This window comes from Azovibrio restrictus DSM 23866 (genome assembly GCF_000429665.1).
In the GTDB taxonomy this organism is placed as follows: domain Bacteria; phylum Pseudomonadota; class Gammaproteobacteria; order Burkholderiales; family Rhodocyclaceae; genus Azovibrio; species Azovibrio restrictus.
The window spans coordinates 211,499-236,170 of sequence record NZ_AUCH01000003.1 but is presented as its reverse complement, the minus strand read 5'-3'; the positions used below and the strand labels follow the sequence as shown (position 1 = coordinate 236,170).

Sequence of the window (24,672 nt, the reverse complement as noted above, 5' to 3'; positions counted from 1 at the left end):
TTTGCCGGTTATATTATTGCGTTATACAAAAGCGTGTTTTGTATCGTGAAAAACGGCGGGTATCTAAGGGTTCCTGTTCGTATTAAGCTAGGCGTTGCGGCTCAACAGGCAGGCAGCGAAGACCAACCGGCCGCTCAACTACAAATCTGCGCGGCCCGACCGCAGTGGAAGGAGACAAAACCATGGCTCAACTGCCAGTAATCCAGCATCTGGTGGACAAGGATCCCCAGGAAACCCAGGAATGGGTGGATGCCCTCGAATCGGTCATCGAGAAGGAGGGCGCCGACCGGGCCCACTACCTGATCGAGGCCGTGATCGCCGAGGCCCGCGAAAAGGGCGCCGAGATTCCCTACAGCGCCAACACCGAATACATCAACACCATCCCCGCCGAGCGGCAGCCCAAGTACCCGGGCGACCCGGACCTGGAAATCCGGATCCACTCCCACATCCGCTGGAACGCCATGGCCATGGTGGTGCGCGCCAACAAGCACACCAACGTGGGCGGCCACATCGCCTCCTTCGCGTCCGCCGCCGCCCTCTACGACGTGGGCTTTGCCCATTTCTGGCATGCCCCCTGCGCCGAGCATGACGGCGACCTAGTGTTCTTCCAGGGCCACTCGGTGCCCGGCGTCTATGCCCGGGCCTTCATGCTGGGCCGCCTGACCGAGGAGCAGATGGACAACTTCCGCCAGGAAACCGGCGGCAAGGGCATCTCCTCCTACCCGCACCCCTGGCTGATGCCGGACTTCTGGCAGTTCCCCACCGTTTCCATGGGCCTCGGCCCGATCCAGGCCATCTACCAGGCCCGCTTCATGAAGTACCTCGCCTCGCGCGGCCTGATCGACGCCGCCAAGGCCGAGCAGCGCAAGGTCTGGGCCTTCCTGGGCGATGGCGAGACCGACGAGGTCGAATCCCTGGGCGCCATCGGCATGGCCGGCCGGGAAAAGCTCGATAACCTGATCTTCGTCATCAACTGCAACCTGCAGCGCCTGGATGGCCCGGTGCGCGGCAACGGCAAGATCATCCAGGAACTGGAAGGTGAGTTCCGTGGTGCCGGCTGGAACGTCATCAAGCTGATCTGGGGCACCCACTGGGACGCCCTGTTCAATCGCGACAAGAAGGGCATCCTGAAGAAGCGCATGATGGAACTCTGCGACGGCGAGTACCAGACCTTCAAGGCCAAGAACGGCGCCTACGTACGCGAGCACTTCTTCAACACCCCCGAGCTCAAGGCTCTGGTGGAAGACTGGACCGACGACGACATCTGGCAACTGAACCGGGGCGGCCACGACATCTTCAAGATCTTCTCCGCCTACAGCGCCGCCGTGCACCACAAGGGCCAGCCCACCCTGATCCTGGCCAAGACCATCAAGGGCTTCGGCATGGGCCAGTCCGGCGAGGCCATGAACACCAGCCACCAGCAGAAGAAGATGGACCTGGAGTCCATCAAGGGCTTCCGCGACCGTTTTGGCCTGCCGGTGCCCGATGATCAGCTGGAAAAGCTGCCCTACCTGAAGTTCCCCGAGGACTCTCCCGAGCAGCAGTACATGCAGGCCCGCCGCGCCGCCCTGGGCGGTTACCTGCCCCAGCGCCGGCGCAAGGCCGAGCCCCTGGCCGTGCCCGCCCTGTCCGCCTTCGAGGCCCTGCTCAAGGCCTCCGGCGAAGGCCGGGAGCTGTCCACCACCATGGCCATCGTGCGCATCATGAACATGCTCCTGAAGGACAAGGCTGTGGGCAAGCACGTGGTGCCCATCGTGCCCGATGAGTCCCGCACCTTCGGCATGGAAGGCATGTTCCGCCAGTACGGCATCTGGAACCAGGAAGGCCAGAACTACGTGCCGGAAGACCATGACCAGCTCATGTTCTACAAGGAATCCAAGACCGGCCAGGTGCTCCAGGAAGGCATCAACGAGGCCGGGGCCATGAGCGACTGGATCGCCGCTGCCACCGCCTACTCGGTGCACGGGGTGCAGACCATTCCCTTCTACATCTGCTATTCCATGTTCGGTCTGCAGCGCACCCTGGACCTGTGCTGGGCGGCAGCCGACCAGCGCGCCCGGGGCTTCCTGATCGGCGGTACCGCCGGCCGCACCACCCTGAACGGCGAAGGCCTGCAGCACGAGGACGGTCACAGCCTGATCCTCTCCAACCTGATTCCCAACTGCGTCAGCTACGACCCCACCTTCCAGTACGAAGTGGCCGTGATCGTCCAGGACGGCCTGCGCCGCATGAACCAGGAGCAGGAAGACGTCTACTACTACCTGACGGTGATGAACGAAAACTACGAGCACCCGGAAATGCCGGCCGGGGCCGAGGCGGACATCATCAAGGGCATGTACCAGTTCAAGAAGGGCCTGGCCTCCGACGGTCCCCGGGTGCAGCTGCTGGGGTCCGGCACCATCTTCCGGGAAGTCATCGCCGCTGCCGAGCTGCTCCGGAACGACTGGGGCGTGGAATCGGATCTGTGGGGCTGCCCGGGCTTCAACGAACTGGCCCGGGAAGGTCAGGACGCTGCCCGCTGGAACCTGCTCCATCCCCTGGAGCCCCAGCGCCTGTCCCACGTGGAGCAGTGCCTGAACGACACCCGTGGTCCGGTCATCGCCTCCACCGACTACATCCGTCTCTACGCGGAACAGATCCGTCCCTTCATCCACCGCCGCTACGTCACCCTGGGCACCGACGGCTTCGGCCGCTCCGACACCCGGGAGAAGCTGCGCCACTTCTTCGAGGTGGACCGTCACTGGGTCACCGTGGCTGCCCTCAAGGCCCTGGCCGACGATGGCACCATCGCCCGGGAGAAGGTGGCCGAGGCCATCGCCAAGTACGGCCTGGATGTGAACAAGCCCAACCCCATGAAGGTTTGAGGGAGAGACGACTATGAGCCAACTGATTGAAGTGAAGGTGCCCGACATCGGCGATTTCGATGCGGTGCCTGTGATCGAACTATTCGTGAAGGTGGGCGACACCATCAAGGTGGACGACGCCATCTGCACCCTGGAGTCCGACAAGGCCACCATGGATGTGCCTTCCAGCGCCGCTGGGGTGGTGCAGGAAGTGCTGGTGCAGCTGGGGGACAAGGTGTCGGAAGGCGTGGTGCTGATCAAGGTGGAAGCGGCGGGTGCCGCTGCCGTGGCCGCACCTGCCCCGGTCGCCGCTCCAGCTCCCGTCGCTGCTGCGCCGGTGGCGGCGGCTCCTGCAGCCCCTGCGGTGGCGGCCGGCCCCATCGAGGTCAAGGTGCCGGATATCGGCGACTTCTCCGAAGTGCCGGTGATCGAGGTGTTCGTCAAGCCAGGGGACACCGTTAAGGTGGATGACGCCCTGGTGACCCTGGAATCCGACAAGGCCACCATGGATGTGCCCTCCAGCGCTGCCGGCGTGGTCAAGGAAGTGAAGGTCAAGCTGGGCGACAAGGTTTCCGAAGGCGCCGTGATCGTGGTGCTGGAAGGCGCTGCGTCTACTGGCGCTCCGGCCGTCGCTGCTCCCGCTGCTGCGTCGGCGGCCAGTGGCTCCGCCGCTCCAGTTGCGGCTCCGGCTGCCGCAGTTGCCTCTGTGGCCACACCCGCCGCAGCCCAGAACCTGCCCCCTGTGCCGCCCCTGGGCAGCAAGGTGCATGCTTCCCCCTCGGTGCGCGCCTACGCCCGGGAACTGGGCGCCGACCTGAACAAGGTCAAGCCCTCCGGCCCCAACGGCCGCATCCTCAAGGAAGACGTGACCGCCTTCGTCAAGGGCGTGCTCACCGCACCGCCTGCCGTTGTTCCGGCCGCCAGTGCTTCCCTGGGCGGTGGCCTCGATCTGCTGCCCTGGCCCAAGGTGGATTTTTCCAAGTTCGGCGAGATCGAGGTGCAGCCCCTGTCCCGCATCAAGAAGATTTCCGGCCAGAACCTGTCGCGCAACTGGGTGATGATCCCCGCCGTCACCTACCACGAGGATGCCGACATCACCGACCTGGAAGCCTTCCGCGTCCAGCTCAACAAGGAAAACGAGAAGGGCGGCGGCGCCAAGCTCACCATGCTCGCCTTCATCGTCAAGGCCTGTGTCAAGGCGATGCAGAAGTATCCCGAGTTCAACGCCTCCCTCGACGGTGACAACCTGGTGCTGAAGAAGTACTTCAACATCGGCTTCGCGGCCGACACCCCCAACGGTCTGGTGGTGCCCGTGATCAAGAACGCCGACAAGAAGTCGGTATTCGAGATCGCCCAGGAATCCGGCGACCTGGCCAAGCAGGCCCGGGACGGCAAGCTGAAGCCCGCCGACATGCAAGGCGCCTGCTTCACCATTTCCAGCCTGGGCGGCATCGGCGGCACCTACTTCGCCCCCATCGTCAATGCGCCGGAAGTGGCCATCCTGGGGGTCAACAAGTCCGCCATGAAGCCGGTCTGGGACGGCAAGCAGTTCGTACCGCGCCTGACCCTGCCCCTGTCCCTGACCGCCGACCACCGGGTCATCGACGGAGCCCTGGCCACCCGTTTCAACGTCTATGTGGCCCAGCTGCTGGCGGACTTCCGCCGCGTGGCCCTGTAAGCCGGGAAGGAGATCATCATGAGTCTCGTGGAAGTCAAAGTCCCGGATATCGGCGATTTCGATGCGGTGCCCATCATCGACCTGTTCGTGAAAGTGGGCGACAGCATCAAGGTGGACGACGCCATCTGCACCCTGGAGTCCGACAAGGCCACCATGGACGTGCCGTCCTCGGCTGCCGGCGTGGTCAAGGAAGTGCTGGTCAAGCTGGGCGACAAGGTGGCCGAAGGCACCCTGCTGATCAAGGTGGAAGCCGGCGCTGCTGCATCGGCACCTGCCCCCGCAGCCTCTGCGCCGGCCGCCGCGCCGGTTGCGGCGCCCGTAGTTGCCCCCGTGGCTGGCAGCCACAGCGGCGGTGCCGACGTGGAATGCGACATGCTGGTGCTGGGTGCCGGCCCCGGCGGCTATTCCGCCGCCTTCCGTTCCGCCGACTTGGGGCTAAAGACCGTGCTGGTGGAACGTTACGCCACCCTGGGCGGGGTTTGCCTCAACGTAGGCTGCATCCCCTCCAAGGCTCTGCTGCACGTGGCCGCCGTGGTGGAAGAAGCCCAGCATCTGGCCGACTGCGGCGTCAGCTTTGCCGCGCCGACCATCGACATCGACAAGCTGCGCGCCCACAAGGACAAGGTGGTGGGGAAGCTCACCGGCGGTCTGGCCGGCATGGCCAAGGGCCGCAAGGTGCAGCACCTCCAGGGCCTGGGGCAATTCATCGACCCCAATCACATGGAAGTGACGGCCGCCGATGGCACGAAGCAGGTGGTGAAGTTCAAGAACGCCATCATCGCCGCCGGCTCGCAGCCCGTGGCCCTGCCCTTCATGCCCAAGGACGACCCGCGCGTCATCGACTCCACCGGCGCCCTGGAACTGCGCCAGGTGCCGAAGAAAATGCTGGTCATCGGCGGCGGCATCATCGGCCTGGAAATGGCGACGGTGTACAGCAGCCTGGGTGCCCGCATCACCGTGGTGGAACTGGGTCCCGGCCTGATGCCCGGCGCTGATCGGGACCTGGTCAAGGTCTGGGAAAAGAAGAACGCCCACCGCTTCGATCGCATCCTGCTGGCCACCGGCGTCACTGCCGCCGAAGCCAAGGCTGAAGGCATTGAGGTCACCTATTCCAGCGGCGAGAAGGAAGCCTTCGACCTGGTGCTGGTGGCCGTGGGGCGCACCCCCAACGGCAAGAAGATCGCTGCCGACAAGGCTGGAGTCGCGGTGACCGACCGGGGCTTCATCAACGTGGATGCCCAGATGCGCACCAACGTGCCCCACATCTTCGCCATCGGCGACATCGTCGGCCAGCCCATGCTGGCCCACAAGGCGGTGCATGAAGCCCACGTCGCCGCCGAGGTTGCTGCCGGTGAAAAGGCTGCGTTTGATGCCCTGCAGATTCCCAGCGTCGCCTACACCCACCCGGAAATCGCCTGGGCCGGCAAGACCGAGGATCAGTTGAAGGCCGAAGGCATCAAGTTCGAGAAGGCCGTGTTCCCCTGGGCCGCCTCGGGTCGCGCCATCGCCAACGGCGCCGAGGAAGGCTTCACCAAGCTGCTCTTTGATGCGGCAACTCACCGCATCCTGGGTGGCGCGGTGGTGGGCATGAACGCCGGCGACCTGATCGGCGAAGTCTGCCTAGCCGTGGAAATGGGCTGCGACGCGGTGGACATCGGCAAGACCATCCACCCCCACCCGACCCTGTGCGAATCCATCGGCATGGCGGCGGAAGTGGCACACGGCAGCTGCACCGACCTGCCGCCGGCGCGCAAGAAGTAAATCAGCCTCTCCTGAAAGCAGAACGGCGACGGTTCAACCGTCGCCGTTCTTGTTTCTGCCCTCGGGATTCAGACGCCGATATCCTCGTTCCACAAGTCCGGTCGGGCGGCGATGAAATCCCGCATCAGGGTGATGCAGCTTTCGTCCTGCAGCACCTCGACCCTCACGCCCCGGCTGCGCAAGAGCTCCTCTTCCCCCATGAAGGTCCGGTTTTCCCCGACGACGATCCGGGGAATGCCGTAGAGCAGGATGGCGCCGCTGCACATGCTGCAGGGTGATAGGGTGGTGTACAGCACCGATTCCCGGTAGACCCGGGCCGGCTGCCGCCCGGCATTTTCGAAGGCGTCCATTTCCCCATGCAGGATGGGGCTGCCCTGCTGGATGCGGCGGTTATGCCCCCGGCCGATGATGCGGCCCTGGTGCACGATCACCGAACCGATGGGAATGCCTCCTTCGGCCAGGCCCTGGCGGGCTTCGGCGAGGGCGGCTTGCATGAATTCGTCCATGGGGTATGGTCTCCGTGCTTGAGGGTCGGGGCGGTGCGGGGGACCGGTATTTTCCGGCACCCCACTACCACCGTCAGAGTTTACTCCCTTTCCCCTGGATGGCAGACAGGGGCCCCGGGCTCGTCCGACGGAGTACCGATTACCTGGGTGAGAGGAGTTCGATGTCGCGGATCAGCTCGCTGACCCAGACCGGGGAAGTCTGAGTCGAGGGCAAATCCAAGCGCACCAGGGTCTGCTCCGGCTCGGCGGCCAGTTCTCCGAGCAGGATGCCGGGTTCCAGCTCCAGACATGCCTGTTCGCCGCTGGCCAGGGTCTTGGTGAAACTGCGGATCGAATAGCCCCCTTCTTCCGGCTCCCAGTCTCGGGCGCTCAGGCCCATGAGGGCGCCGGAATGCACCACCTTGTCCTTGAACCGCAGCAATTCACCTGCCCGGTGTTCGGCCTCGTCCACTACATAGGTTTCCCGGCCCAACTGTCGGAAGGGCTGCATGATCTCGTATTCGGCAAAGCGCAGCCCGAAGGCAGTCAGCAGTTCCGGCGGCAACTCCAGGGGGTGGGCGATGCCGATTTCGGCGCCGCTGTCCGGGGCCGGCAGGACATAGGTTTCGTCATCCCGGTCGGCCAGGGTGCCATCTTCGGCCACCCGGAAGGCGTCCATGGCGATGCCGTCGCGATACACGCCCCAGAGCAGGCGCCGGGCCAGCTGGCGTAGCAGCGGATGGTGGATGAACAGCATCTGGAACACTTCGGGCTGCCAGCGCCGCTGGGCGGCCATGGCCCGCTCCAGACGCGGAATGTGCAGGGCGGCCACGGCCTTGGCTTCCTTCTTCAGGGCCTTGAACTGGGCGATGGCGGCCTCCGCCAGCTCCGTTTCGTCCTGGCGCCCCGGCTTGGGCAGGTCCTTGAGTATCTTGCCGCTGCCATCGAACAGCCGGGGCTTCAAGGCCTCGTCCAGCTGCACCCGGAACTGGCGCGGGCCGAAATCGAGCCAGACCGAACCCTGCTCGTCCAGCCTCAGGTCGGGCACCAGCCGGTCGGACAGCTCTGCGGGGCTCAAGCCCCGGGTCTGGGCGATGTGGTCGATACGCTCCCGGGCCCGGGCCTGCAGGCCCGCGTGCTTGACCTTCTCGGCGATGGCGTTGAGCTGCATCAGGGCCGCGTCGCTCCCCAGGGCGGCCAGGATGTCCAGGCCCAGGGTGGCGCGGGCGTGGGCGGACTGGCCCGGCCACAGGCGGATCAGGGGCGCCAGCTTGTAGGCGGTGCCGGCGTTGCCCAGCAGGCCCAGGGCGCTGAAGGCCCAGGACTGCTTGCTGGGGGAGCCCGCCACCTGCCAGGCGCAGAACAGGCTCCAGGCAAAATCGGCCAGGGATTCCGGGGTGCAGGCGGCGCGGACCTCGGCCAGTTCCGGGCGGGGCGCTTCCAGGGTGCTGGCGGCGAGCAGCCGGCCGAGAATTTCCATGGCCGCCAGTGGCAGGGCGCCGCCGCCCAGTTCGGCGCGCAGCAGGGGCCGGCGCAGGGTCGGGGCCTGAAAGAAGTCCGGCAGCAGCGGCTTTTTGCCCTTGGCCGCCGGCAGGTCGGCCGGCGCCTGGCGCAAGGCCGGGGGCAGCCTGGCACTGTCGGCTTCGACCGGGCGCAGCCGCTGGCGCACCACTGTTTCCAGGCGGGCTCGTTCTCCCGGGGTGCTGGCCGCCAGGACCGTATCGATGATGTCCGGGCGCTCCACCCCGAGACGGACGGCCCAGTCCTCCAGGGCGTCGCTGCGGCGCGGAGTGAGCAGGGCCGTCTTGAACAGGGCGGCCGGCCAGCGGGCGGCCAGCCGTTGCAGCAGCTCCCGCACCGGCGCCGCTTCCACGTGCCGGAACAGGAGCGGAAACACCTCGGGGGCCTCCAGCTGTTCGAGCAGCTGGAGCAGATGTTCCAGGGCGGGCAGGAAGTAGGAGTACTGCCGGGTGTACTGCTTGAGGGCGGCTTCGAACAGGGGCAGGGCGGCGACGCCGTGCAGCTGCAGTTGCAGCAGGATGGGGCCGGGGGAGTGGCGGCTGCCGTCCCAGCCGAAGGCTTCCCCGTAACGGCCGCGCAGGATGCGCAGCAGGGTTTCGGGGGAGAGGGCGGTGTCGTACAACAGCGCCAGGATGTCCGTGTCCTCCTGGACCTCGGGGTTGGCAGCGCAGGCCTCGGCCCAGGCCTCTTGCTCGGGGAACAGGTGGCAGATGAGGCTGTCACCATAGATGTCCGCACCCCGGAAGCGCTCGGCAACGGCGACGCAGCGGCCATGGTCGGCATCGCTGCAGGCGGCGATATATTTGCGCAGCCAGCGGGCCGGGCGGGAGAGCCCGAAGGAATACTTGAGGTGACTGCTTTGGCGCCAGTCGGCGGCGGTGTGCAGCAGCAGTTCCACCGCGAAGGGGACCCCGTGCAGGGCGGCGGCCGCCTTCACCAGCGGGTACAGCCCTTGCCCCAGGCCAGCCTCCGCCGGCAGGGACTGCTGCCAGGTCTTCAGGTCGGTGCAGTGGCGCGGGTCCCCCTCGAAGGGCAGCTTGTCGAGATCGCCGGCTTCCAGGGGCTCAGTTGCCACCCGCACGCCCCGTACCACCGGCAGCCGGGCACGCCACGCCTCGGTCCAGACAAAGCCGGCCGAAGGCCAGGCCAGGCCGTCCGTCGTGTCGTGGACGGTGGCTGGGTCGTCTTCAGGGGCCGGGGCGGGAGGCGTGCTGGTGCTGGCCTGGGGGGGCAGGGCGGCCGGAGCTGCCGGGGCTGCGGCAGCTACTGCCCGGGGCGGGGCGCTGCGGCTCGCCTGGGGGGCTGCGGGCTGTCCGGCGTCGGTGTCGGGATTGCCGCTCACTTCGGCGTAGCCCTTGCCTGTCTTCTCGCGGATCAGCCTGGCGGCTTCGGCCTGGGCCGCGGCCTCACTGGTAAAGGTCTTGGTCTTGCTTTGTCCCTGGGTACCTATGCGGCCGTAGTTGACCGTGAGTTCCTCGTTGCTGACCGTGATTTCCCAGAATTTGCTCGATTTTCCGTCGATGAACTCGAAGCGCCGCATGCAGAAGTCCTAGTTGGCCGTAGCGGGGGAGGCCGCGTACGGACGGGTTGGCAGGAACGGGGGATTATCCCCATTCCTGGCCTTCCCGTACCAGGCAAAGTTGTCAGGTGTTCCGGAGCTCCGCTGGCGGGCCGGGGCTTCAGAAGGGGCTGCCCCGGCGGCGGTACCAGCCGGTCAGGGTCAGGCGGTCCCGGCGGGTGGGCAGCACTTCGTGGGGGAATTCGGCAGAGAGGAAGGACACGAAGGTGCCCAGGCGGGGCAGCACCGTGGCCTGGCTGCCGTCGGGCAGGTCGATGCTGAGCAGGCCGCCGTCTTCGGCTTGCCAGTCCGGGTTCAGGTAGAGGATGGCGGTGAGGGTGCGGGCATCATCGTCCCGGTGCCGGTCCAGGTGCCGGCCGTAGTGGGCGCCCGGGGGATAGTAGGCGGCGTGGACTTCCACGTGGTCCAGGCCCAGCAGCAGCTCCCGGTTCACCTGCTGGCGGTAGGCCTCCAGGGCGTCCAGGTAATGCTGCAGGGGGGCGGGGAGATCGCTGTCCAGCCAGCAGATCAGGTCGCTGCGGATGGCTTCGTGGCGTTGCTTTTCCTGGGCCCGGCCGATGCGGGCGGGGCGAAAGCGTTCCTGCCGCTTCAGTTCCTGGCAGGCTGCAGTCATGGCCAGCGCCTCGGACGCTGGCCAGAACTGCTCGCCGACGAAATAACCTTTCTGGTGGATGGCTTCCACCGCACTATCGAAACAGGGCATTCATGACTCCCGGGCAAAAAGCGGGAGTTTAGCAGCCAGTTCCCCGGGGCCAGGAGGCGGCCCGGGGGCTGTTTCCTTACTTGCTGTTCCTGGCGGGGCGCCCGGTCTTGATCACTTCCACCCCTGCCAGGGCGGCGCCCAGGGCCTGGTCGTCGAGCTTGGCCAGCAGGGCGACGCCGGCGCGCAGCAGCTCGCTCTTCTTGGCGGCCACGCCCAGGGGCAGCAGGCGCTTCTTCAGTTCGCCCAGGGCGGCGTATTCGTGCTCGGGCATGGTGAAGCTGTCGCGTATCAGCTTGGCTTTCTTCGGCTTGCTGACCTTTTCCGGCTTGGCGGCCTCTTTCACCTCTTTTTCCTCCTTTACCGGCTTGGCGGACTTGGGCGCCGCCGGGGTTTTCTGCCGGGGGGGCTTGGGGACGACGGCAGGTTTGGGGGCAGCCTTCACGGTCTTTGCAGCGGTGGTGCTTGGTGTGGCTGTCGCGGCGGCTTGTTTGGTGCTTTGTTTGGCCGCCGGAGCCGCTGCCTTGGCGGGCGGCTTGCGGGTTCCGGCGGCGGGCTTAGCGGCGGGCTTGGCGGTAGGCTTGGCGGTAGGCTTGGCGGTAGGCTTGGCGGTAGGCTTGGCGGTAGGCTTGGCGGCGGCGCCCTTGGTGCTCCGGGGTTTGCCTGCCGCTGTTCCGGCAGGGGCTGCCGGCTCCGGGGTGGTGGCGGGGGCGGGGGCCGCCGGGGTGACTGGCTCGGTCATGCTGGACTCCTGTTTATCGGTTATTACGGAATAAACAGTATATACAGTTTATGGGAATCCGTGCGGCATGATGCGGCGTTTATCCCTGCCTTTTCGGAGCGGGCCTCAGGGGAAAGCGGGGCTGTCTGGTTGATCCAGCTTGGGCTCAGGCCTGGCGGCCGAGCGGGACTGACGGGGGCGGCCTTGCCGGGGCTCGGCCCCGAGCTTGGCGTTCGTGAGGGGGCGGGCGGCCAGTTGCTGCAGCCACCGGGTTTCGCAGTCCGGGCAGAGGATTTCCCCGGCCCGCACGCGCTGCGGCGCCAGGGGCTTCAGGCAGGTGGCGCAGCGATGCTGGCTCATTCGGCGACCTCGACCCGGTTGCGGCCATTGCGCTTGGCGGCGTAGAGGGCCTGGTCGGCGCGTCGATAGACCTCTTCGAAGGAGTCGCCGGGCTGGCAGAGGACCAGGCCGAAGCTGAGGGTGATGTGCAGGACCTGGTCGGCGCCGTCAAAGGGGGTGAGCTCCACGTGGCGGCGCAGGCGTTCGGCGAAGCCCTTGCAGACGATCAGGGAGGGCTGGCGCAGGATGATCACGAATTCCTCGCCGCCAAAACGGCCAAGCCGGTCCTCGGGGCCCAGGCTTTCCTGGACCAGGTCTGCCAGGTTCTGCAGCAGTTTGTCGCCGCAGGGGTGGCCATGGTTGTCGTTGACCCGCTTGAAGAAGTCGATGTCGAAGAGCAGCAGGCCGAACTCTTCCCGTTCCAGGGCCGCCTCGATCAGGCGGGTGGCCGCTCCCTTGTTGTAGGCGCCGGTCAGCGGGTCCCGTTCGGCCTGGTAGGCGAGGGTGCTGGTCAGTTGTTCGAGCTTGCGGTTGAGGCGGTTCAGCTCCCGTTCGCGCCGGTCGGAGAGGCGGATCAGTTGCCGGGTCTCGCGCAGCAGCTTGTTGTAGCCGCCCAGCAGTTCCCGGCAGGGGGCCTCCAGCTCTGCCGGCAGGGTCTGACCGGCAAGCAGCTCGGCGGTGCGGCGCGCCAGGCTCTCCTCGGCTTCGAAGAGGTTGAAATCGTCCGGGTCAGGGGTCATTTGGCCACCGGGTTGTAGACCAGGGCGGTGTAGTCCTCGGCCAGGTCGGCCCCGAATTCCTGCACGGTTTCGTCTTCCGGGTCGTAGTGCCAGTTGAGTTGCACCTGGTTGTCCCGGGCCGCCTGATCAAGCATTTCGAACAGGGAAAGCAGGATCTTGGTGCTGCTGCTGTTGAAATAGATCAGGTCCATGTCCACGGTGATGTGTGCGCCCCGGGTGTCGTTCAGGTAGACCCGCAGGGCGGCCAGGATGGGGCCGTAGAACTGGGCGGCATTTTCCGGGTAGGTCTCGCCTTTCAGGCTCAGGTGATGGCGGGAGAACTTGAAGTCCACCTCGGGTTTGTCCCGTTCCGGGGCAAGGTACAGGTCGGGGATCATGGGGGCCTCAGATGGTGGCTTTCAGGAAGAAATGCTGGATGTCCTGGTTGCGGGCATCGGCGTGAAAGTCGAACTCTATGGGTTCGCTGGCGTCCCGGGCCACGGTGAGGAAACCCAGGCCGGCGCCCTTGCTGTCGGGTTCCGGCTCCTCCCGCAGGCGACGCTTGTACTCCTGCTTGATCTCCTCCAGGGACAGGGTGCGGATGTGTTCGAGCTTGCCCCGCAGCCGGCTTACGTGCTCCTCGCCCATGCTGTTGCCGCACACCACGAAGAAGCGTTCCCCCGCATTGCCGATGGCTACCGTTCCCATCTGCAGGATGGCCTTGTCGCCTTCTATGGCCGGGTTCTCGGCATAGTTGAGGATGTTCTGCATCATCTCGATGAAGGTGGAGAAGATGCGCCGGGCCGTGGGACCCTTGATGTCCTCGGCCTCGAGCTTGCTGCGCAGGGCGTCGCCGATGGCGCCGATGATGTTGTGGGACAGGTAGCCGGTGTAATAGAAGATGACGCCGCTGTCATTGACCAGGCGGCGGAAGCGGTCGAAGTCGTCCAGGTTCATGGGCAGTCTCCAGGGGGTTGGTGGCGGAAGGTGAACAGGCAGATGTCGTCACGCCGGCTTTCCTTGCCCTGCCAGGCGTGCAGCTCGGCCATGATTTCCGCCTGCAGCTCGGGTACGGCAAGGCCCCGGTTGTAGAGCATCTGCTGCTTCAGGCGTTTCTTGCCGAAGGCCATGCGCCGGGCTTCTCCCACCTGGTCCACGAGGCCGTCGGTACTGACGCAGACGATGCTTCCCGGTTGCAGCTCGATGACCTGGTTGCGCCAGGCAAAATCCATGGGGGTGGCCACGTAACCCACGCCCATGCGCTCCCCGTCGTACTGGAGCACTTCCGGGGCGTCCGGGGGCAGCAGGTAGAGGGGCGTCCGGGCTCCGGCATAGGTCAGTTGCTGGTGCTGGCTGTCCACCCAGCAGAAGGCGGCGTCCATGCCGTCGTCGGAAGCGTGTTCCGGTGCCGCCACGCCGGTTCCGGTCTGGCCCAGGGCGCCCTTGACCGCCTGGTTCATGCGCGCCAGCAGGCCCGCCGGGTCGTGGCGGTTGGCTTGGGTGAGCAGGTTGTTCAGGTAGGAGGCCATGATCAGGGTCATGAAGGCGCCAGGTACCCCGTGCCCGGTGCAGTCGATGAGGGCGAAGAAATAGCCGTCGGCGAAGCGGCGGAAGTAGAGGTAATCGCCGCCCACCACGTCCCGGGGCTCCCAGACCATGGCGCAGTCGGCCAGGGTGCTGGCCATGTCGGCCTGGGAGGAGCGCAGATAGGATTGCTGGATCACCCGGGCGTAGTTGATGCTGTCCATGATCAGCTCGTTCTTGGCGGCCAGGTCGGCGGTGCGTTCGGCCACCTGCTGCTCCAGGTTGTCCCGGGCATAGCGCACCGCTTCGGTCATGGTGTTGAAGGCCCGGGACAGCTGACCGATCTCGTCGTTGCGGTCCACCTCCAGCTTCACCGTCAGATCACCCCCGGCCACCAGTTCGGTGGCGCTGATCAGTTTCCTGATCGGGAAGGCCACATACATCAGCCAGAGCATGTAGATGACGATGATCAGGGCGGTGGCGGCGACGATCAGATTCAGGGCCAGCTGCTGGTAGAGCACCCAGAGGCGCTGCTCGATGGTGACGTCGAGAATTCGGGTGAATTGATCCAGGGTGCCGTAGACCCGGCCGATCGGACCCGGGGCGATGGGTTCGCCGGTATCCAGCGAGGTATCCCGGGGGCCCACGTCGTAGGCTCCCAGCCGGCTCGTGTCGCCGTAGCTCATGGCCCCGAAGAAGGCGGTGGGGCTGGAGTCGAACAGCATGCCCATCAACTTCATCTGGGTGAAGGCGTCCACGCTGCCGGCCACCTGGGTCATTTCCTGGAGCCGGGGGGTGAGTTCCTTGCCCAGTTCCGGCATGGTGGGCAGCACCTTGTCCTGCACCGTCTGGCGCAAGCCATCCAGGCTGGCAGCGGTCATGGTGTTGAGGGAAATGAGCAGATGCTTGTCATCCCGGTCGATGTAGTGGCTGGCATAGAAGCCCGTGCCCATGTCGCGGATGCGGGCCATCTGTTCCAGGACGGCAGGCAGATTCTGGGTCACCATCTGGGCCAGGTAGAAGGTGCCCACATAGGGATCCACGGACAGATGGGTGGCATCGGCGGCAGCGGAAATCAAGGCATTGAGCTGGGCCACCAGCTGGTTGTGCCGTTCCAGGCTGGCCCGGGGCTCCAGGTCGCTGCCCTGGGCGGCGGCACGCCAGGAATGGCGGAATTCCTGCCAGCGCCGGTCCTGGAGCAGGGCCGGCAGATGGGTCTGGAAGGCGTTTTCGGCGGCGCCTATGGCCGCGTCCACGCTGGCCCGGCGCTCGTCCAGCAGGCGTTGCAGCCGGGGGCCCTGGGTCGCCCGGAATCCTTCGTCGCCGGAGAGATAGGCATGGGCCAGGCCCCGGTGCTCCTGCAGGGGTTCGAGAATCTGCCGGACCGGGACCACCAGGTAGAGGCCGGAGCGCTCCAGGCGGGCTCGCTCGATCTGGCCCGAGAGGCTGAAGAAGAGCTGCCCGGTGAGGAGCAGGATGGCGATGCCGGCCACCAGCCCCACCACCTGAATCTTCTTCGGGTAGGTGAGGCGGGCCATCAGGTCCACCGCCGGATTGTCGGTGAGCAGGCGGGACAGGGTCAGGCTCGCGGGGCTGGACATGGGCAATACCTCCAGCCTCCAGCCTATATGACCAAAGTTACATCCCCTTGCCGTTCAGGTTGCCGGAATATGAAGCCCCTCAGCCGAGCACGTCCAGGTGCACCACCAATACCGCCGCATAGATCTGCCAGGTGAAGGGAATTACCAGGGGTGTGCCGCTGGCCGGGGAGGGCAATGCCCGGCCGGCCCGGGTGTAGGTGTGGGGAGGGGTGATCTCCAGGCCTTCCCCGAGCACCCGCCGGGCCCGGCCGGCCAGGGTATTGGCGATTTCCCCCACGATGTCCAGGTGATCCGCGTCCGAATATTCCTGCTGCCCCATGCGCATCAGGACATGGGTCAGCAGGCCACGGGGGGCGGCGAAGCAGACGCTGCCCTGGTAGCTGCCATGCACGATGATCATGCCGTTGAAGTCGTCCTGGGGGGGCGCTTCGGTTTCGAGCAGGTAGGCGGTGCGCACCAGGGCCTTTTCGCCGGTGATACGTTCGAAGTAGTGGCCGATGGTCTCGGCAAAAACCTCCACGTCGGCGGGTTTGAGGGCCTTCTTGATGGGGGTGGGGGCGGTCAACGGATCAGCTCCAGCAAGGATTCCACCAGTTGTTCATCACTGAAGGGCTTGCGCAGGAAGCCCTGGGCTCCCTTCTTGATGGCTTTCAGGGCGGTGGCTTTGTCAGACAGGGCGGAGACCACCAGGATGCGGGTCTCGGGCAGGCGGTCGACGATACGGGAAATGCACTCGTCGCCATCCATCTGGGGCATGGTCAGGTCCATGGTCACCAGTTGGGGGCGGAATTGTTCGGCCAGGGCCAGGGCCTGGCGGCCATCGCCAGCCAGGCCGACGATTTCCAGGCAGGGCAGGCGCATGTCCTGGCAGAGTCGGGCGATCCGGTTGCGGATCACCGTGGAGTCATCCACGATCAGCAGTTTCAGGGTCATGGTGCGGGCTGGAACTGCAGGGTGAATTGGGTGTAGGTGTTGGGCAGGGTGGACAGCCGCAGCCGGGCACCGGCCCGGGCCGCCATGTCGCGGATCAGGTCCAGGCCGACGCCCCGGCCGGCGTGTTCATGGGCCTTTTCCAGCAGGCTGAAGCCGGGGGTGAACAGGCAGGCCAGCAGTTCCTTCTCGCTCATGGCCTGCACCCGCTCCGGCGTGTGTCCCAGTTCCAGCAGGCGGGCGCGGATGCGGGCGCAGGAGATGCCGCGTCCATCATCCCGCACCGACAGGGAGAGGCTGCCGTCCGCAGCCGGGAGGAATTCCACCCGTACCGTACCTTCGGGGAACTTGCCCGCCTGCAGCCGCTCCTCTTCGGCCTCTATCCCATGGGCCACGGCGTTCCTTACCAGTTGCGGCAGCATCTCGCGCAGGTTGCGCAGCAGGCGTTCGTCCAGGTCCGGGGCCTGGCTGGGGAAATCCACTTCGATGCGCACTTTCTTGTTCAGGTCTTCGGCGACCTTCAGGGCCAGGTGCTCGATCTGCTTCTTCAGCTCGGCAAAGGGATGGGACGCGCCGACCTCCGTTTGCCGCTGGCGGTTCACCCGGGCGAGCACGGTCTGGACCCTTGCCAGCTTTTCCCTCAGTTCGCCCACCTGGAAGGCGATGGGAATCAGGTCGTCGCCGGTCAGGTCATGGCGCCGCCGCAGGGGCGTGAGCAGATCCTCGAACTGGTGTGCCTGAGCGGAAATGTCCATCAGGCCCAGGGCACCGGCCTCACCCTTGATGGAGTGCACGCCCCGGAACACCTGGTTGATCAGTTCCGCGTAGGCCCGGGTATCCGGCTTCACGTCCTGGAGCGCTTGATTCACCAGGTTGAGCCGGGTGTCCCCGGCCTGGAGGAAGTCGCGCACCTGTTCGGGATCCTGATCCAGCACCGCCAGCAGGCTTTCCACCTCGGAACCGGCCCGGGCTTCGGTGACGGCCAGCTCCCGGGCCAGCTGCATCTGCCGGCTGATGTCGGTGACGGTGACCAGCAGGGCGCTGACCTCGCCGTTTTCCTGCACCTGGGTGAATTCGAAGGCCAGATGGCTGGGGCCCTTGCGGCGTCCCTCCTGGGTTTTCAGGGCCACTTCCCGGAGGGGATTCAGCTCTTCCAGCAGGGCGGGTTTCACCTTGCGGTTGAAGAGCAGGTCCATGTAATCCCGGGCCGCTTCGTGCTGCTCCTCCTCCAGTAGTTCCTGGAGCAGGGGCTCCAGGGGTTGGCCTCCCTGGAGCGGCAGTCCGAACAGGCTGGGCAGGGAGCGGGAGAACTGCCGGCCGATGCGCCCGTCCCGGCCGAGCAGGAACAGGCCTTCCCGCACCGTGTCGAGGATGTCCCGGGTTTCCCGGCGGGCGCTTTCGGCCTGGCGGTCGCTCTCCAGCAGGCGGCGGATGAACTTGAAGACGATGAAGATGAAATTCAGGGTGGCCAGCAGGATCGCCCCCACCTGGATGTAGCGCAGCCAGGCGGCCCGGGACACGGCCTGTTCTTCCAGGTGCCGGGTGAGGTCGTCGGCCAGCTGCATCAGGCGCACGTTGCGGCTCACTGCCTTGGTCACGGCGCCATCCACATCCATGGCGGCCGGGTGCTGATTGTCCAGCAGGGGGGCGGCGGCTTCCCCGATGGGGCCCCAGTAGTCGTCGAGCTGGGTCAGTAATTCCTGGCCCGAGCTGTCCATGGGGGCCCGCCACAGGCCGCTGCCCTGGCCTGCCTGGCGCAGTTGTCCCAGGGCGCTGGTGAAGGCCGCGTGGGCCTCGCCCAGTTCCGCCAGACTGCTCTGGATCGGCTCGCTGGCCTGCATCTCCTGGCGCAGGGTGAGCAGGGACTTGGTGAGCTGCTGGGAGTACACCCGCAGTTCGCCGGCGGTATTGATCAGGGCCGTGTCCCGCTCGATCAGGTGGGAGGTGAAGGTGTTGAACACCAGCACGCCCAGGTCCAGGACCAGGAACAAGGTGATGGCGGCAAGCAGTTCCTTGTACTTGCCCAGCCAGCCATGGGTTCTTTTTTCCATTTGTCGTAGGCCATTTCTCCGGGGGGGAGGGATTTATAGCGCGCCCCGGTTACAGGCTCATGACCCAGGCTGTAGAATCCCGGCCAGTTTTCTTCATTTCCCAGTGAGCCCCACCATGACCCAGGACGAACTCAAGCAAGCCGTGGCCCAGGCCGCCGCGGACCACGTGGCCGAACATCTGCCCGCCGGCGCCATCCTGGGGGTGGGCACGGGCTCCACCGCCAACCTCTTCATTGCCGCCCTGGCCCCCATCAAGGCGCGCCTGGGCGGGGCCGTGGCCAGTTCCGAGGCCACCCGCCAGCGCCTGGAACAGCTTGGCATCCGGGTGGTGGACATGAATGAGGTGGAGCGCCTGGCCATCTACGTGGACGGGGCCGACGAGATCGATCCGGGCATGAGCATGATCAAGGGCGGCGGCGGCGCCCTGACCCGGGAGAAGATCGTGGCCGCCGTTTCCGATACCTTCGTCTGCATCGCTGATGCCTCCAAGCAGGTGCCGGTGCTGGGGCGCTTTCCCCTGCCCGTGGAGGTGATTCCCATGGCCGCCCGTCAGGTGGCCCGGCAGCTGGCGGCCCTGGGCGGCACCCCGAAGCTGCGCGAGGGTTTCGTCACCGACAACGGCAACCTGATCCTCGACGTGCACGGCCTTGCCATCACCGACCCGGTGGCCATGGAGACCGCCATCAACCAGATGGTGGGGGTGGTGACCAACGGCCTGTTCGCCGCCCGGGGCGCCGACCTGCTGCTGCTGGGCACGGCAGCCGGGGTGCAGCGCCTAGTCCGCAACTGAGCTTGCAATACGGCTGTAACAATTCCCCGGTAGGCTCTGGCACTTCCCACATCCTCCTTGCTCGCGCCATGACCGAAACCCGTACCACCCTGCAGGATCACACCTCCAAGCAATTCGACCTGGAACTGGAACAGCTGCGCACCCGCGTCCTGCAGATGGGCGGCCTGGTGGAACAGCAGGTGTCCCGGGCCATCCGTGCCCTGTACCTGGGCGACCAAGCGGAAATGGACCTGGTGGTGCGCGAGGACGTGCACATCAACAAGCTGGAAGTGGAGCTGGATGAAGCCTGCAACCAGGTGATCGCCAAGCGCCAGCCCACCGCCATCGACCTGCGCATGATCATCACGGTGCTGAAAAGCATCAATGACCTGGAGCGCATCGGCGACAAGGCCCAGAAGATCGCCCGCATCGGCGCCATGCTGCACAGCCAGCACAGCGCCTTCACCCCGGACGTGGACCTGCGCCACATGGCCGACCAGTCCCTGCAGATGCTGCGCGGCGCCCTGGATGCCTTTGCCCGCCTCGACGTGCAGGCCGCTGTCCAGGTGGTGCACCTGGATGACGAGATCAACAGCCAGTACAAGTCCGTGGTGCGCCAGCTGATCACCTTCATGATGGAAGATCCCCGCACCATCTCCCGCTCCCTGGACATCATGGCCGTGGCCAAGGCCATCGAACGCATCGGCGACCACGCCAAGAACATCTCCGAATACGTGATCTACATGGTCAAGGGCCTGAACGTGCGCCACACCACCCCCGAAGAGCTGGACAAGGAGCTGTCCAAGGTCTGATCCCCGGGCCGCCCCTCCCCGGGGCGGTGCTGCAATGCACCATGATGGCGCCCCGGCAGGCCGTGCCTGCCTTCACCTGGGGCGCTCAGGCCCGGGCCAGGGCTGTTTTCCGGCCCCATTCTCCCCGATTTTCCTGGCACGAAACTTGAGATAGGGGTCTGGTCATCCCTTCCGAGGAGTTCAGCATGAACAGCGAAAAAAACCATGAGCAGGCCGATTGCCGTCACTGCCAGCATCAGCACATGAGTTGTCGTGACCTGGGGGAACCCTGCGAGCGCTTCGAGCGCTACGGGGAGTTTCTGGCCCGGGAACTGGCTTTCGTGGACCGCCAGTTCTTCCTGCACCAATTTGCCGGCATGGGGCTGGCCCTGGGCCTGGGCTTTGCCATGACCTGGGTGCTGGCCCGGCTGGGCTGAGGGCAGCGCGGCAACCGTCATCCGCCTGTCCCGTTCCTGTCATGTTGCACCGGCACAGTGGTGCCGTTCTCATACCGGAGCCCAGCATGGAACAGAAATCCCCCAGCCTGAAAGACTGTCTCGTGACCTACGTGACCAACATCACCGCCCTGCAGCAGAAGGTGGCGGCCGTGCGGCACAGCCAGGAAGCGGCCCGCCGGCAACTGGCGGCGCTCCAGGAAAAATGCCGCAGCCTGCGCCTGCAGCTGGACCGCCAGCAGGCCTGACTACCTTGTCTTACCCAACAAAAAGCCCCGCAGCGACGCGGGGCTTTTTGCTGGGCTGAGCCGGGTCAGGCCTTGGGGGGCACGTAACCGGAAATCTGGTCGGCACCGGCACCGAAGAAGTGGTTCTGCACCTGTTCCATCAGGTACTTGCGGTGGGCCGGATCGGCCAGGTTGAGGCGGTTCTCGTTGATGATCATGGTCTGCAGGCGGATCCACTGCTGCCAGGCTTCCTTGGAGACGTTCTCGAAAATCTTCTGGCCGATGGCGCCGGGCAGGGGAGGGAAGTCCAGACCCTCGGCTTCCTGGCCCAGTTTGATGCAATTGACGGTTCTGCTCATGGTGTTCTCCGTGGGTGCAAATGAGGTTTTCGCGATTATAGCGACTTGACCAGTATCTTGGACCGGCGCTGCAGGTTGTACATCTGGCGCTTCTGGGGGGGCAGCTCTTCCACGCTTTCGAGCTTGAAGCCCCGCTCGATGAACCAATGCACGGTGCGGGTGGTGAGCACGAACAGGCGCTTCACCCCCACGGCCCGGGCCCGGGCCTGGATGCGTTCCATCAGCTGCTCGCCGTAGCCCCATTCCCGATGGGCCGGGTGCACGGCCAGGCAGGCCAGCTCGGCCACCCCCTCGCCGTAGTCGTACAGGGCGGCGCAGCCCACCACCATGCCGTCGTGCTCGATGATGGAAAACTTCTCGATTTCCCGCTCCAGCACCTCCCGGGGGCGATGCACCAGGGTGCCGTCCTCTTCCAGGGGTTCGATCAGGGCGATCAGGGCGCCGATGTCGTCGGCCCGGGCTTCCCGGATGCGCTCCAGGGATTCCCGGGAGATCACCGTGCCGATGCCCTCGCGGGTGAACAGTTCCTGCAGCAGGGCCCCGTCCTGTTCGTAGCCGATCAGGTGCACCCGGCCCACTCCCAGGCGGCTGGCGCGTACGGCGCAGGGCAGGTAGCGGCGCAGGTCGGGGGACAGCCATTCGGCTTCCTTCACCTGGGCGGCGGCGTCGGCGGTCAGCTCGTCGAGCAGTTCCCCGGCCTGGTCGGTGACCCCCAGGCTGTCGGTGAGGAACACCAGCTTGTCGGCCTTGACGGCAATGGCCACGGCTTCGGCCACCTCTTCCATCTGCAGGTTGAAGATCTCCCCGGTGGGCGAGCTGCCCTGGCAGGAGAGCAGGACGATGTTGCCGATGGCCAGCTGGGCCTTGAGGCCTTCGCTATCCACCTTGCGCACCGAGCCGCCGTATTGCAGGTCGATGCCGTCCAGCACCCCCAGGGGGCGGGCAGTGATGAAGTTGCCGCCGATCACCCGGATCTGGCTGTTGGCCATGGGGGTGTTGGGCAGGCCCTGGGAGAGCAGGCCCTCGATTTCCAGGTACACGCTGCCCACCGCGTCCAGGACGCAGTCCAGGGTGTCCGCGTCGGTGATCCGGTAGCCCCGGTGATATTTGGATTCCAGCCCTTTTTCCCGCAGCTCCTCTTCGATCTGGGGGCGGGCGCCGTGCACCAGGATCAGGCGGATGCCCAGGCTGGCGAGCAGGTTCACGTCATAGGCCAGGGTCTTCGCCAGGGGGCCGGCGATGGCCTTGCCGCCGAAGGCGATGACGAAGGTCTTGCCCCGGAAGGCGTTGATGTAGGGGGTGACCAGCCGGAACCAGGAGACGAATTCGGCCAGGTTGGCGGATTTGGCTTCAGTCATGGCGTTTCTTGTCTTTCAGGGCGGCTTCCAGGCGGGCGCAGACGGTCTCCAGCACCTTCACCCGGGCAAAGTTCTTGTCATTGGCTTCCACCAGGGTCCAGGGGGCGGCGCCGGTGCTGGTGCGCTCCACCATGTCGCACACGGCCTGATGGTATTCGTCCCATTTTTCCCGGTTGCGCCAGTCTTCCTCGGTGATCTTGAAGCGCTTGAAGGCGATGTCCTCCCGCTCCTTGAAGCGGCGGAACTGTTCCTCCTTGCTGATCTGCAGCCAGAACTTGACGATGATGGCGCCGTCCGCCACCAGTTCGTGCTCGAAATCGTTGATCTCGGCATAGGCCCGCAGCCAGTCGGCCTCGGAGCAGAAGCCCTCGACCCGTTCCACCAGCACCCGGCCGTACCAGGTGCGGTCGAAGATGGTGGCTCGGCCGTTCCTGGGGATGTGGCGCCAGAAGCGCCACAGGTAGGGCTGGGCCCGCTCCTCCTCGGTGGGGGCGGCGATGGGCACGATCTGGTACTGACGGGCATCCAGGGCAGCGGCAATGCGGCGGATGCTGCCGCCCTTGCCGGCTGCATCGGCCCCTTCGAAGGCCAGGATCAGGGAGTGCTTGCCGAACTCCGGGCTGCGCACCAGCTCGGCCAGCCGGCCCTGGGCCTTGGCCAGCCGGGTCTCGTAATCCTTCTTGCTGAGCTTCTGCTCCAGGTCCAGGGCCGTGAGCACGTCCAGGGCGTCGATCTTGGGAAAGATGGGGGGGGCGACCGGGTAGTTCTGATCCCGGGTGTCGGCCAGGCGTTTCTGCAGGGCGTCGAGGATCATCTTGCCCACGGTCAGCGAGCGGTAGCGGTCGTCGGTGCCTTCCACCACGATCCAGGGGGCCCAGGGGGTGTTGGTCATGCGCAGCAGGTGGGAAGCCACATCCTGGAGCTTGTCGTAGGTCTTCAGCCGCTCCCAGCTTTCCTTGGTGACCCGCCAGGCGGTGCGGGGGTCCTTTTCCAGGGCCTTGAGCCGGGTTTTCTGGCCGTCCTTGGAAAGGTGGAACCAGAATTTCAGCACCAGGGCCCCTTCATTGACCAGCATCGCCTCGAAGCGGTTGAACTGGTCGATGCGCTGGTCGAAGAAGGCCTGGTCGATTTCCCCGTCGATGCGCCGGTGGATGGGGATCGAGTACCAGGAGCCGGCGAAGATGCCCATCCGCCCCTTGGGGGGCAGGGCGCGCCAGTAGCGCCACATGAAGGGGCGCTCGGCTTCCTCGTCGCTGGGGGCGGAGAAGGCCAGGGTGGACAGGTAGCGGGGGTCCATCCATTCGTACAGCTCGTTGATGGTCTCCCCCTTGCCGGCCCCGTCCACGCCGCTGATCAGAACCACCACGGGGAAATTGCCTTTTTCCCGCAACTCGTACTGGGCTTCCAGCAGGGCCTCCCGCAGTTTCGGGACTTCCGCCTTGAAGGTTTCCTTGTCTATGGTGTGGCCCAGCTCTGCCGATTCGAACATCTGCTTACTCCCCCTTGAAATCGCCCCAAAGGGTCTGGATGGCCGCCAGGGCCGCCAGACCCGCCGTTTCCGTACGCAAAATCCTGGGCCCCAGGCGCACCGGGATGAAGCCCGCCTGGGCCGCGGCCGCCATTTCCCCGGGCTCCAGCCCGCCTTCGGCGCCGATCAGCAGGGTCACCTGGCTGGCCGGTCCCAGCTGTTCCAGGCTGTGGGCCGCGCCGGGCGCCAGCATCAGCCTGAGTCCGGGCTGGGTCTGTCCCGATTCCGCCAGCCAGGCATCTAGGGGGCGCACCGGCGCCACCTGGGGTACCTGGTTGCGGCCGCATTGCTCGCAGGCCGAGATGGCCACCGACTGCCAGTGGGATTCCCGCTTCTGTTGCCGTTCTCCGGAGAGCTTCACCACGCTGCGCCGGCTTGCCACCGGCTGGATGGCGCTGATGCCCAGCTCCACCGCCTTCTGGATCGTGTAGTCCATCTTGTCGGCAGCCTGGATGGCCTGTACCAGGGTCAGCGCCAGGGCCGATTCCCGTTCCACCGGATCCCAGGGGCCGACGCTGACCGCCACCCGGTCCTTGCTGATGGATTCCAGGGTGGCCGGGTACTCGCCGCCCCGGCCGTCGAACAGGGTGATCATGGCCCCGGGAGGCAGGCGCAGGACCCGCACCGCGTGGCGGGCCACGGCTTCCGGCAGGTCAAGGCGGGCGCCGGGTCCCAGGGGGCGGTCGCAGAAAAATCTCGGGGAATTCATCGGTGCTATTATAGGTTCGATCTA

General features: G+C 65.9%; 23 protein-coding genes. 7 read left to right on the top strand and 16 right to left on the bottom strand.

The window, feature by feature from the left end; translation table 11 throughout:
* The first annotated feature begins 182 nt into the window (after nt 1-182).
* The 3 genes from aceE to lpdA are packed head-to-tail and all read left to right on the top strand — an operon-like array spanning nt 183 to nt 6,282.
* Nucleotides 183-2,864: a pyruvate dehydrogenase (acetyl-transferring), homodimeric type gene (aceE, locus tag G474_RS0104790; protein ID WP_026685984.1), complete on the top strand. Its 2,682-nt coding sequence runs from the start codon at nt 183-185 to the stop codon at nt 2,862-2,864.
* Between the two features lie 13 nt (nt 2,865-2,877).
* Nucleotides 2,878-4,521, top strand: a complete 1,644-nt coding sequence (aceF, locus tag G474_RS0104785; protein ID WP_026685983.1) for a dihydrolipoyllysine-residue acetyltransferase — start codon at nt 2,878-2,880, stop codon at nt 4,519-4,521.
* Between the two features lie 18 nt (nt 4,522-4,539).
* On the top strand, nt 4,540-6,282 hold the full coding sequence (gene lpdA / locus G474_RS0104780) for a dihydrolipoyl dehydrogenase (protein WP_026685982.1): 1,743 nt from the start codon (nt 4,540-4,542) through the stop codon (nt 6,280-6,282).
* Nucleotides 6,283-6,350: 68 nt separating this feature from the next.
* Here the strand turns inward: lpdA and G474_RS0104775 are convergent, their stop codons facing one another.
* The 12 genes from G474_RS0104775 to G474_RS0104720 all read right to left on the bottom strand — a co-directional run bounded on the left by G474_RS0104775 (nt 6,351) and on the right by G474_RS0104720 (nt 18,452).
* The gene (locus tag G474_RS0104775) at nt 6,351-6,788 is read right to left on the bottom strand and encodes a nucleoside deaminase (protein ID WP_026685981.1); all 438 of its coding nucleotides are present in this window, start codon (nt 6,786-6,788) and stop codon (nt 6,351-6,353) included.
* A gap of 139 nt (nt 6,789-6,927) precedes the next feature.
* Nucleotides 6,928-9,828, bottom strand: coding sequence for a DUF4132 domain-containing protein (locus tag G474_RS21880; RefSeq protein WP_051281857.1), 2,901 nt, complete (start codon nt 9,826-9,828; stop codon nt 6,928-6,930).
* A 139-nt stretch (nt 9,829-9,967) separates the two neighbouring features.
* A complete protein-coding gene (locus G474_RS0104765; RefSeq protein WP_026685980.1) occupies nt 9,968-10,570 on the bottom strand; it encodes a 2OG-Fe(II) oxygenase in 603 nt (200 codons plus the stop codon).
* Between the two features lie 76 nt (nt 10,571-10,646).
* Nucleotides 10,647-11,309 (bottom strand): PT domain-containing protein, encoded by a 663-nt coding sequence (locus tag G474_RS19565; RefSeq protein ID WP_211228052.1) that lies wholly within the window; start codon nt 11,307-11,309, stop codon nt 10,647-10,649.
* Between the two features lie 105 nt (nt 11,310-11,414).
* The gene (locus G474_RS0104755) at nt 11,415-11,648 is read right to left on the bottom strand and encodes a hypothetical protein (protein WP_026685979.1); all 234 of its coding nucleotides are present in this window, start codon (nt 11,646-11,648) and stop codon (nt 11,415-11,417) included.
* Nucleotides 11,645-12,367 carry a GGDEF domain-containing protein gene (locus G474_RS0104750; protein WP_026685978.1) on the bottom strand — a complete coding sequence of 241 codons (723 nt, stop codon included), beginning with the start codon at nt 12,365-12,367 and terminating at the stop codon, nt 11,645-11,647. The genes G474_RS0104755 and G474_RS0104750 overlap by 4 nt, the downstream gene beginning before the upstream one ends.
* A complete protein-coding gene (locus G474_RS0104745) occupies nt 12,364-12,744 on the bottom strand; it encodes a DUF1987 domain-containing protein (RefSeq protein WP_043463213.1) in 381 nt (126 codons plus the stop codon). Before G474_RS0104745 ends, G474_RS0104750 begins: the two co-directional genes overlap by 4 nt.
* Nucleotides 12,745-12,751: 7 nt before the next feature.
* Complete coding sequence (locus G474_RS0104740; RefSeq protein WP_026685976.1) at nt 12,752-13,303, bottom strand: SiaB family protein kinase; 552 nt, start codon at nt 13,301-13,303, stop codon at nt 12,752-12,754.
* A complete protein-coding gene (locus G474_RS21875; RefSeq protein WP_051281855.1) occupies nt 13,300-15,471 on the bottom strand; it encodes a SpoIIE family protein phosphatase in 2,172 nt (723 codons plus the stop codon). The genes G474_RS0104740 and G474_RS21875 overlap by 4 nt, the downstream gene beginning before the upstream one ends.
* Nucleotides 15,472-15,550: 79 nt before the next feature.
* Nucleotides 15,551-16,036: a chemotaxis protein CheX gene (locus G474_RS19555; protein WP_051281853.1), complete on the bottom strand. Its 486-nt coding sequence runs from the start codon at nt 16,034-16,036 to the stop codon at nt 15,551-15,553.
* The gene (locus G474_RS0104725) at nt 16,033-16,404 is read right to left on the bottom strand and encodes a response regulator transcription factor (RefSeq protein WP_026685975.1); all 372 of its coding nucleotides are present in this window, start codon (nt 16,402-16,404) and stop codon (nt 16,033-16,035) included. The genes G474_RS19555 and G474_RS0104725 overlap by 4 nt, the downstream gene beginning before the upstream one ends.
* A complete protein-coding gene (locus G474_RS0104720) occupies nt 16,401-18,452 on the bottom strand; it encodes an Hpt domain-containing protein (protein WP_026685974.1) in 2,052 nt (683 codons plus the stop codon). Before G474_RS0104720 ends, G474_RS0104725 begins: the two co-directional genes overlap by 4 nt.
* A 115-nt stretch (nt 18,453-18,567) precedes the next feature.
* Between G474_RS0104720 and rpiA the strand changes: the two genes are divergently transcribed.
* The 4 genes from rpiA to G474_RS0104700 all read left to right on the top strand — a co-directional run bounded on the left by rpiA (nt 18,568) and on the right by G474_RS0104700 (nt 20,715).
* Nucleotides 18,568-19,242: a ribose-5-phosphate isomerase RpiA gene (gene rpiA, locus G474_RS0104715; protein ID WP_026685973.1), complete on the top strand. Its 675-nt coding sequence runs from the start codon at nt 18,568-18,570 to the stop codon at nt 19,240-19,242.
* A 68-nt stretch (nt 19,243-19,310) separates the two neighbouring features.
* Entirely contained in the window at nt 19,311-20,033 is a 723-nt protein-coding gene (gene phoU, locus G474_RS0104710; protein WP_043463211.1) for a phosphate signaling complex protein PhoU, read from the top strand.
* Nucleotides 20,034-20,218: 185 nt separating this feature from the next.
* On the top strand, nt 20,219-20,449 hold the full coding sequence (locus tag G474_RS0104705) for a hypothetical protein (RefSeq protein WP_026685971.1): 231 nt from the start codon (nt 20,219-20,221) through the stop codon (nt 20,447-20,449).
* Between the two features lie 86 nt (nt 20,450-20,535).
* Nucleotides 20,536-20,715 (top strand): hypothetical protein, encoded by a 180-nt coding sequence (locus G474_RS0104700; RefSeq protein ID WP_026685970.1) that lies wholly within the window; start codon nt 20,536-20,538, stop codon nt 20,713-20,715.
* Nucleotides 20,716-20,780: 65 nt separating this feature from the next.
* Here the strand turns inward: G474_RS0104700 and G474_RS0104695 are convergent, their stop codons facing one another.
* The 4 genes from G474_RS0104695 to G474_RS0104680 are packed head-to-tail and all read right to left on the bottom strand — an operon-like array spanning nt 20,781 to nt 24,648.
* The gene (locus tag G474_RS0104695) at nt 20,781-21,053 is read right to left on the bottom strand and encodes an oxidative damage protection protein (protein ID WP_026685969.1); all 273 of its coding nucleotides are present in this window, start codon (nt 21,051-21,053) and stop codon (nt 20,781-20,783) included.
* Nucleotides 21,054-21,088: 35 nt separating this feature from the next.
* Nucleotides 21,089-22,411: an amino-acid N-acetyltransferase gene (gene argA, locus G474_RS0104690; RefSeq protein ID WP_026685968.1), complete on the bottom strand. Its 1,323-nt coding sequence runs from the start codon at nt 22,409-22,411 to the stop codon at nt 21,089-21,091.
* Nucleotides 22,404-23,900, bottom strand: a complete 1,497-nt coding sequence (pap, locus tag G474_RS0104685; RefSeq protein WP_043463209.1) for a polyphosphate:AMP phosphotransferase — start codon at nt 23,898-23,900, stop codon at nt 22,404-22,406. The genes argA and pap overlap by 8 nt, the downstream gene beginning before the upstream one ends.
* A 4-nt stretch (nt 23,901-23,904) precedes the next feature.
* Nucleotides 23,905-24,648: a 16S rRNA (uracil(1498)-N(3))-methyltransferase gene (locus tag G474_RS0104680; protein ID WP_026685966.1), complete on the bottom strand. Its 744-nt coding sequence runs from the start codon at nt 24,646-24,648 to the stop codon at nt 23,905-23,907.
* Between the last annotated feature and the right edge of the window lie 24 nt (nt 24,649-24,672).

Bases quoted from the DNA above. Each gene is read 5' to 3' on its own strand.
- G474_RS21875 (WP_051281855.1), bottom strand. From the start codon at position 15,471: ATGTCCAGCCCCGCGAGCCTGACCCTGTCCCGCCTGCTCACCGACAAT.
- phoU (WP_043463211.1), top strand. From the start codon at position 19,311: ATGACCGAAACCCGTACCACCCTGCAGGATCACACCTCCAAGCAATTC.
- aceF (WP_026685983.1), top strand. From the start codon at position 2,878: ATGAGCCAACTGATTGAAGTGAAGGTGCCCGACATCGGCGATTTCGAT.
- G474_RS0104750 (WP_026685978.1), bottom strand. From the start codon at position 12,367: ATGACCCCTGACCCGGACGATTTCAACCTCTTCGAAGCCGAGGAGAGC.
- G474_RS0104740 (WP_026685976.1), bottom strand. From the start codon at position 13,303: ATGAACCTGGACGACTTCGACCGCTTCCGCCGCCTGGTCAATGACAGC.
- argA (WP_026685968.1), bottom strand. From the start codon at position 22,411: ATGACTGAAGCCAAATCCGCCAACCTGGCCGAATTCGTCTCCTGGTTC.
- G474_RS0104725 (WP_026685975.1), bottom strand. From the start codon at position 16,404: ATGACCCTGAAACTGCTGATCGTGGATGACTCCACGGTGATCCGCAAC.
- G474_RS21880 (WP_051281857.1), bottom strand. From the start codon at position 9,828: ATGCGGCGCTTCGAGTTCATCGACGGAAAATCGAGCAAATTCTGGGAA.
- rpiA (WP_026685973.1), top strand. From the start codon at position 18,568: ATGACCCAGGACGAACTCAAGCAAGCCGTGGCCCAGGCCGCCGCGGAC.
- G474_RS0104705 (WP_026685971.1), top strand. From the start codon at position 20,219: ATGAACAGCGAAAAAAACCATGAGCAGGCCGATTGCCGTCACTGCCAG.
- G474_RS0104745 (WP_043463213.1), bottom strand. From the start codon at position 12,744: ATGATCCCCGACCTGTACCTTGCCCCGGAACGGGACAAACCCGAGGTG.
- aceE (WP_026685984.1), top strand. From the start codon at position 183: ATGGCTCAACTGCCAGTAATCCAGCATCTGGTGGACAAGGATCCCCAG.
- G474_RS0104755 (WP_026685979.1), bottom strand. From the start codon at position 11,648: ATGAGCCAGCATCGCTGCGCCACCTGCCTGAAGCCCCTGGCGCCGCAG.
- pap (WP_043463209.1), bottom strand. From the start codon at position 23,900: ATGTTCGAATCGGCAGAGCTGGGCCACACCATAGACAAGGAAACCTTC.
- G474_RS0104765 (WP_026685980.1), bottom strand. From the start codon at position 10,570: ATGCCCTGTTTCGATAGTGCGGTGGAAGCCATCCACCAGAAAGGTTAT.
- G474_RS0104680 (WP_026685966.1), bottom strand. From the start codon at position 24,648: ATGAATTCCCCGAGATTTTTCTGCGACCGCCCCCTGGGACCCGGCGCC.
- lpdA (WP_026685982.1), top strand. From the start codon at position 4,540: ATGAGTCTCGTGGAAGTCAAAGTCCCGGATATCGGCGATTTCGATGCG.
- G474_RS0104775 (WP_026685981.1), bottom strand. From the start codon at position 6,788: ATGGACGAATTCATGCAAGCCGCCCTCGCCGAAGCCCGCCAGGGCCTG.
- G474_RS0104700 (WP_026685970.1), top strand. From the start codon at position 20,536: ATGGAACAGAAATCCCCCAGCCTGAAAGACTGTCTCGTGACCTACGTG.
- G474_RS0104695 (WP_026685969.1), bottom strand. From the start codon at position 21,053: ATGAGCAGAACCGTCAATTGCATCAAACTGGGCCAGGAAGCCGAGGGT.
- G474_RS0104720 (WP_026685974.1), bottom strand. From the start codon at position 18,452: ATGGAAAAAAGAACCCATGGCTGGCTGGGCAAGTACAAGGAACTGCTT.
- G474_RS19565 (WP_211228052.1), bottom strand. From the start codon at position 11,309: ATGACCGAGCCAGTCACCCCGGCGGCCCCCGCCCCCGCCACCACCCCG.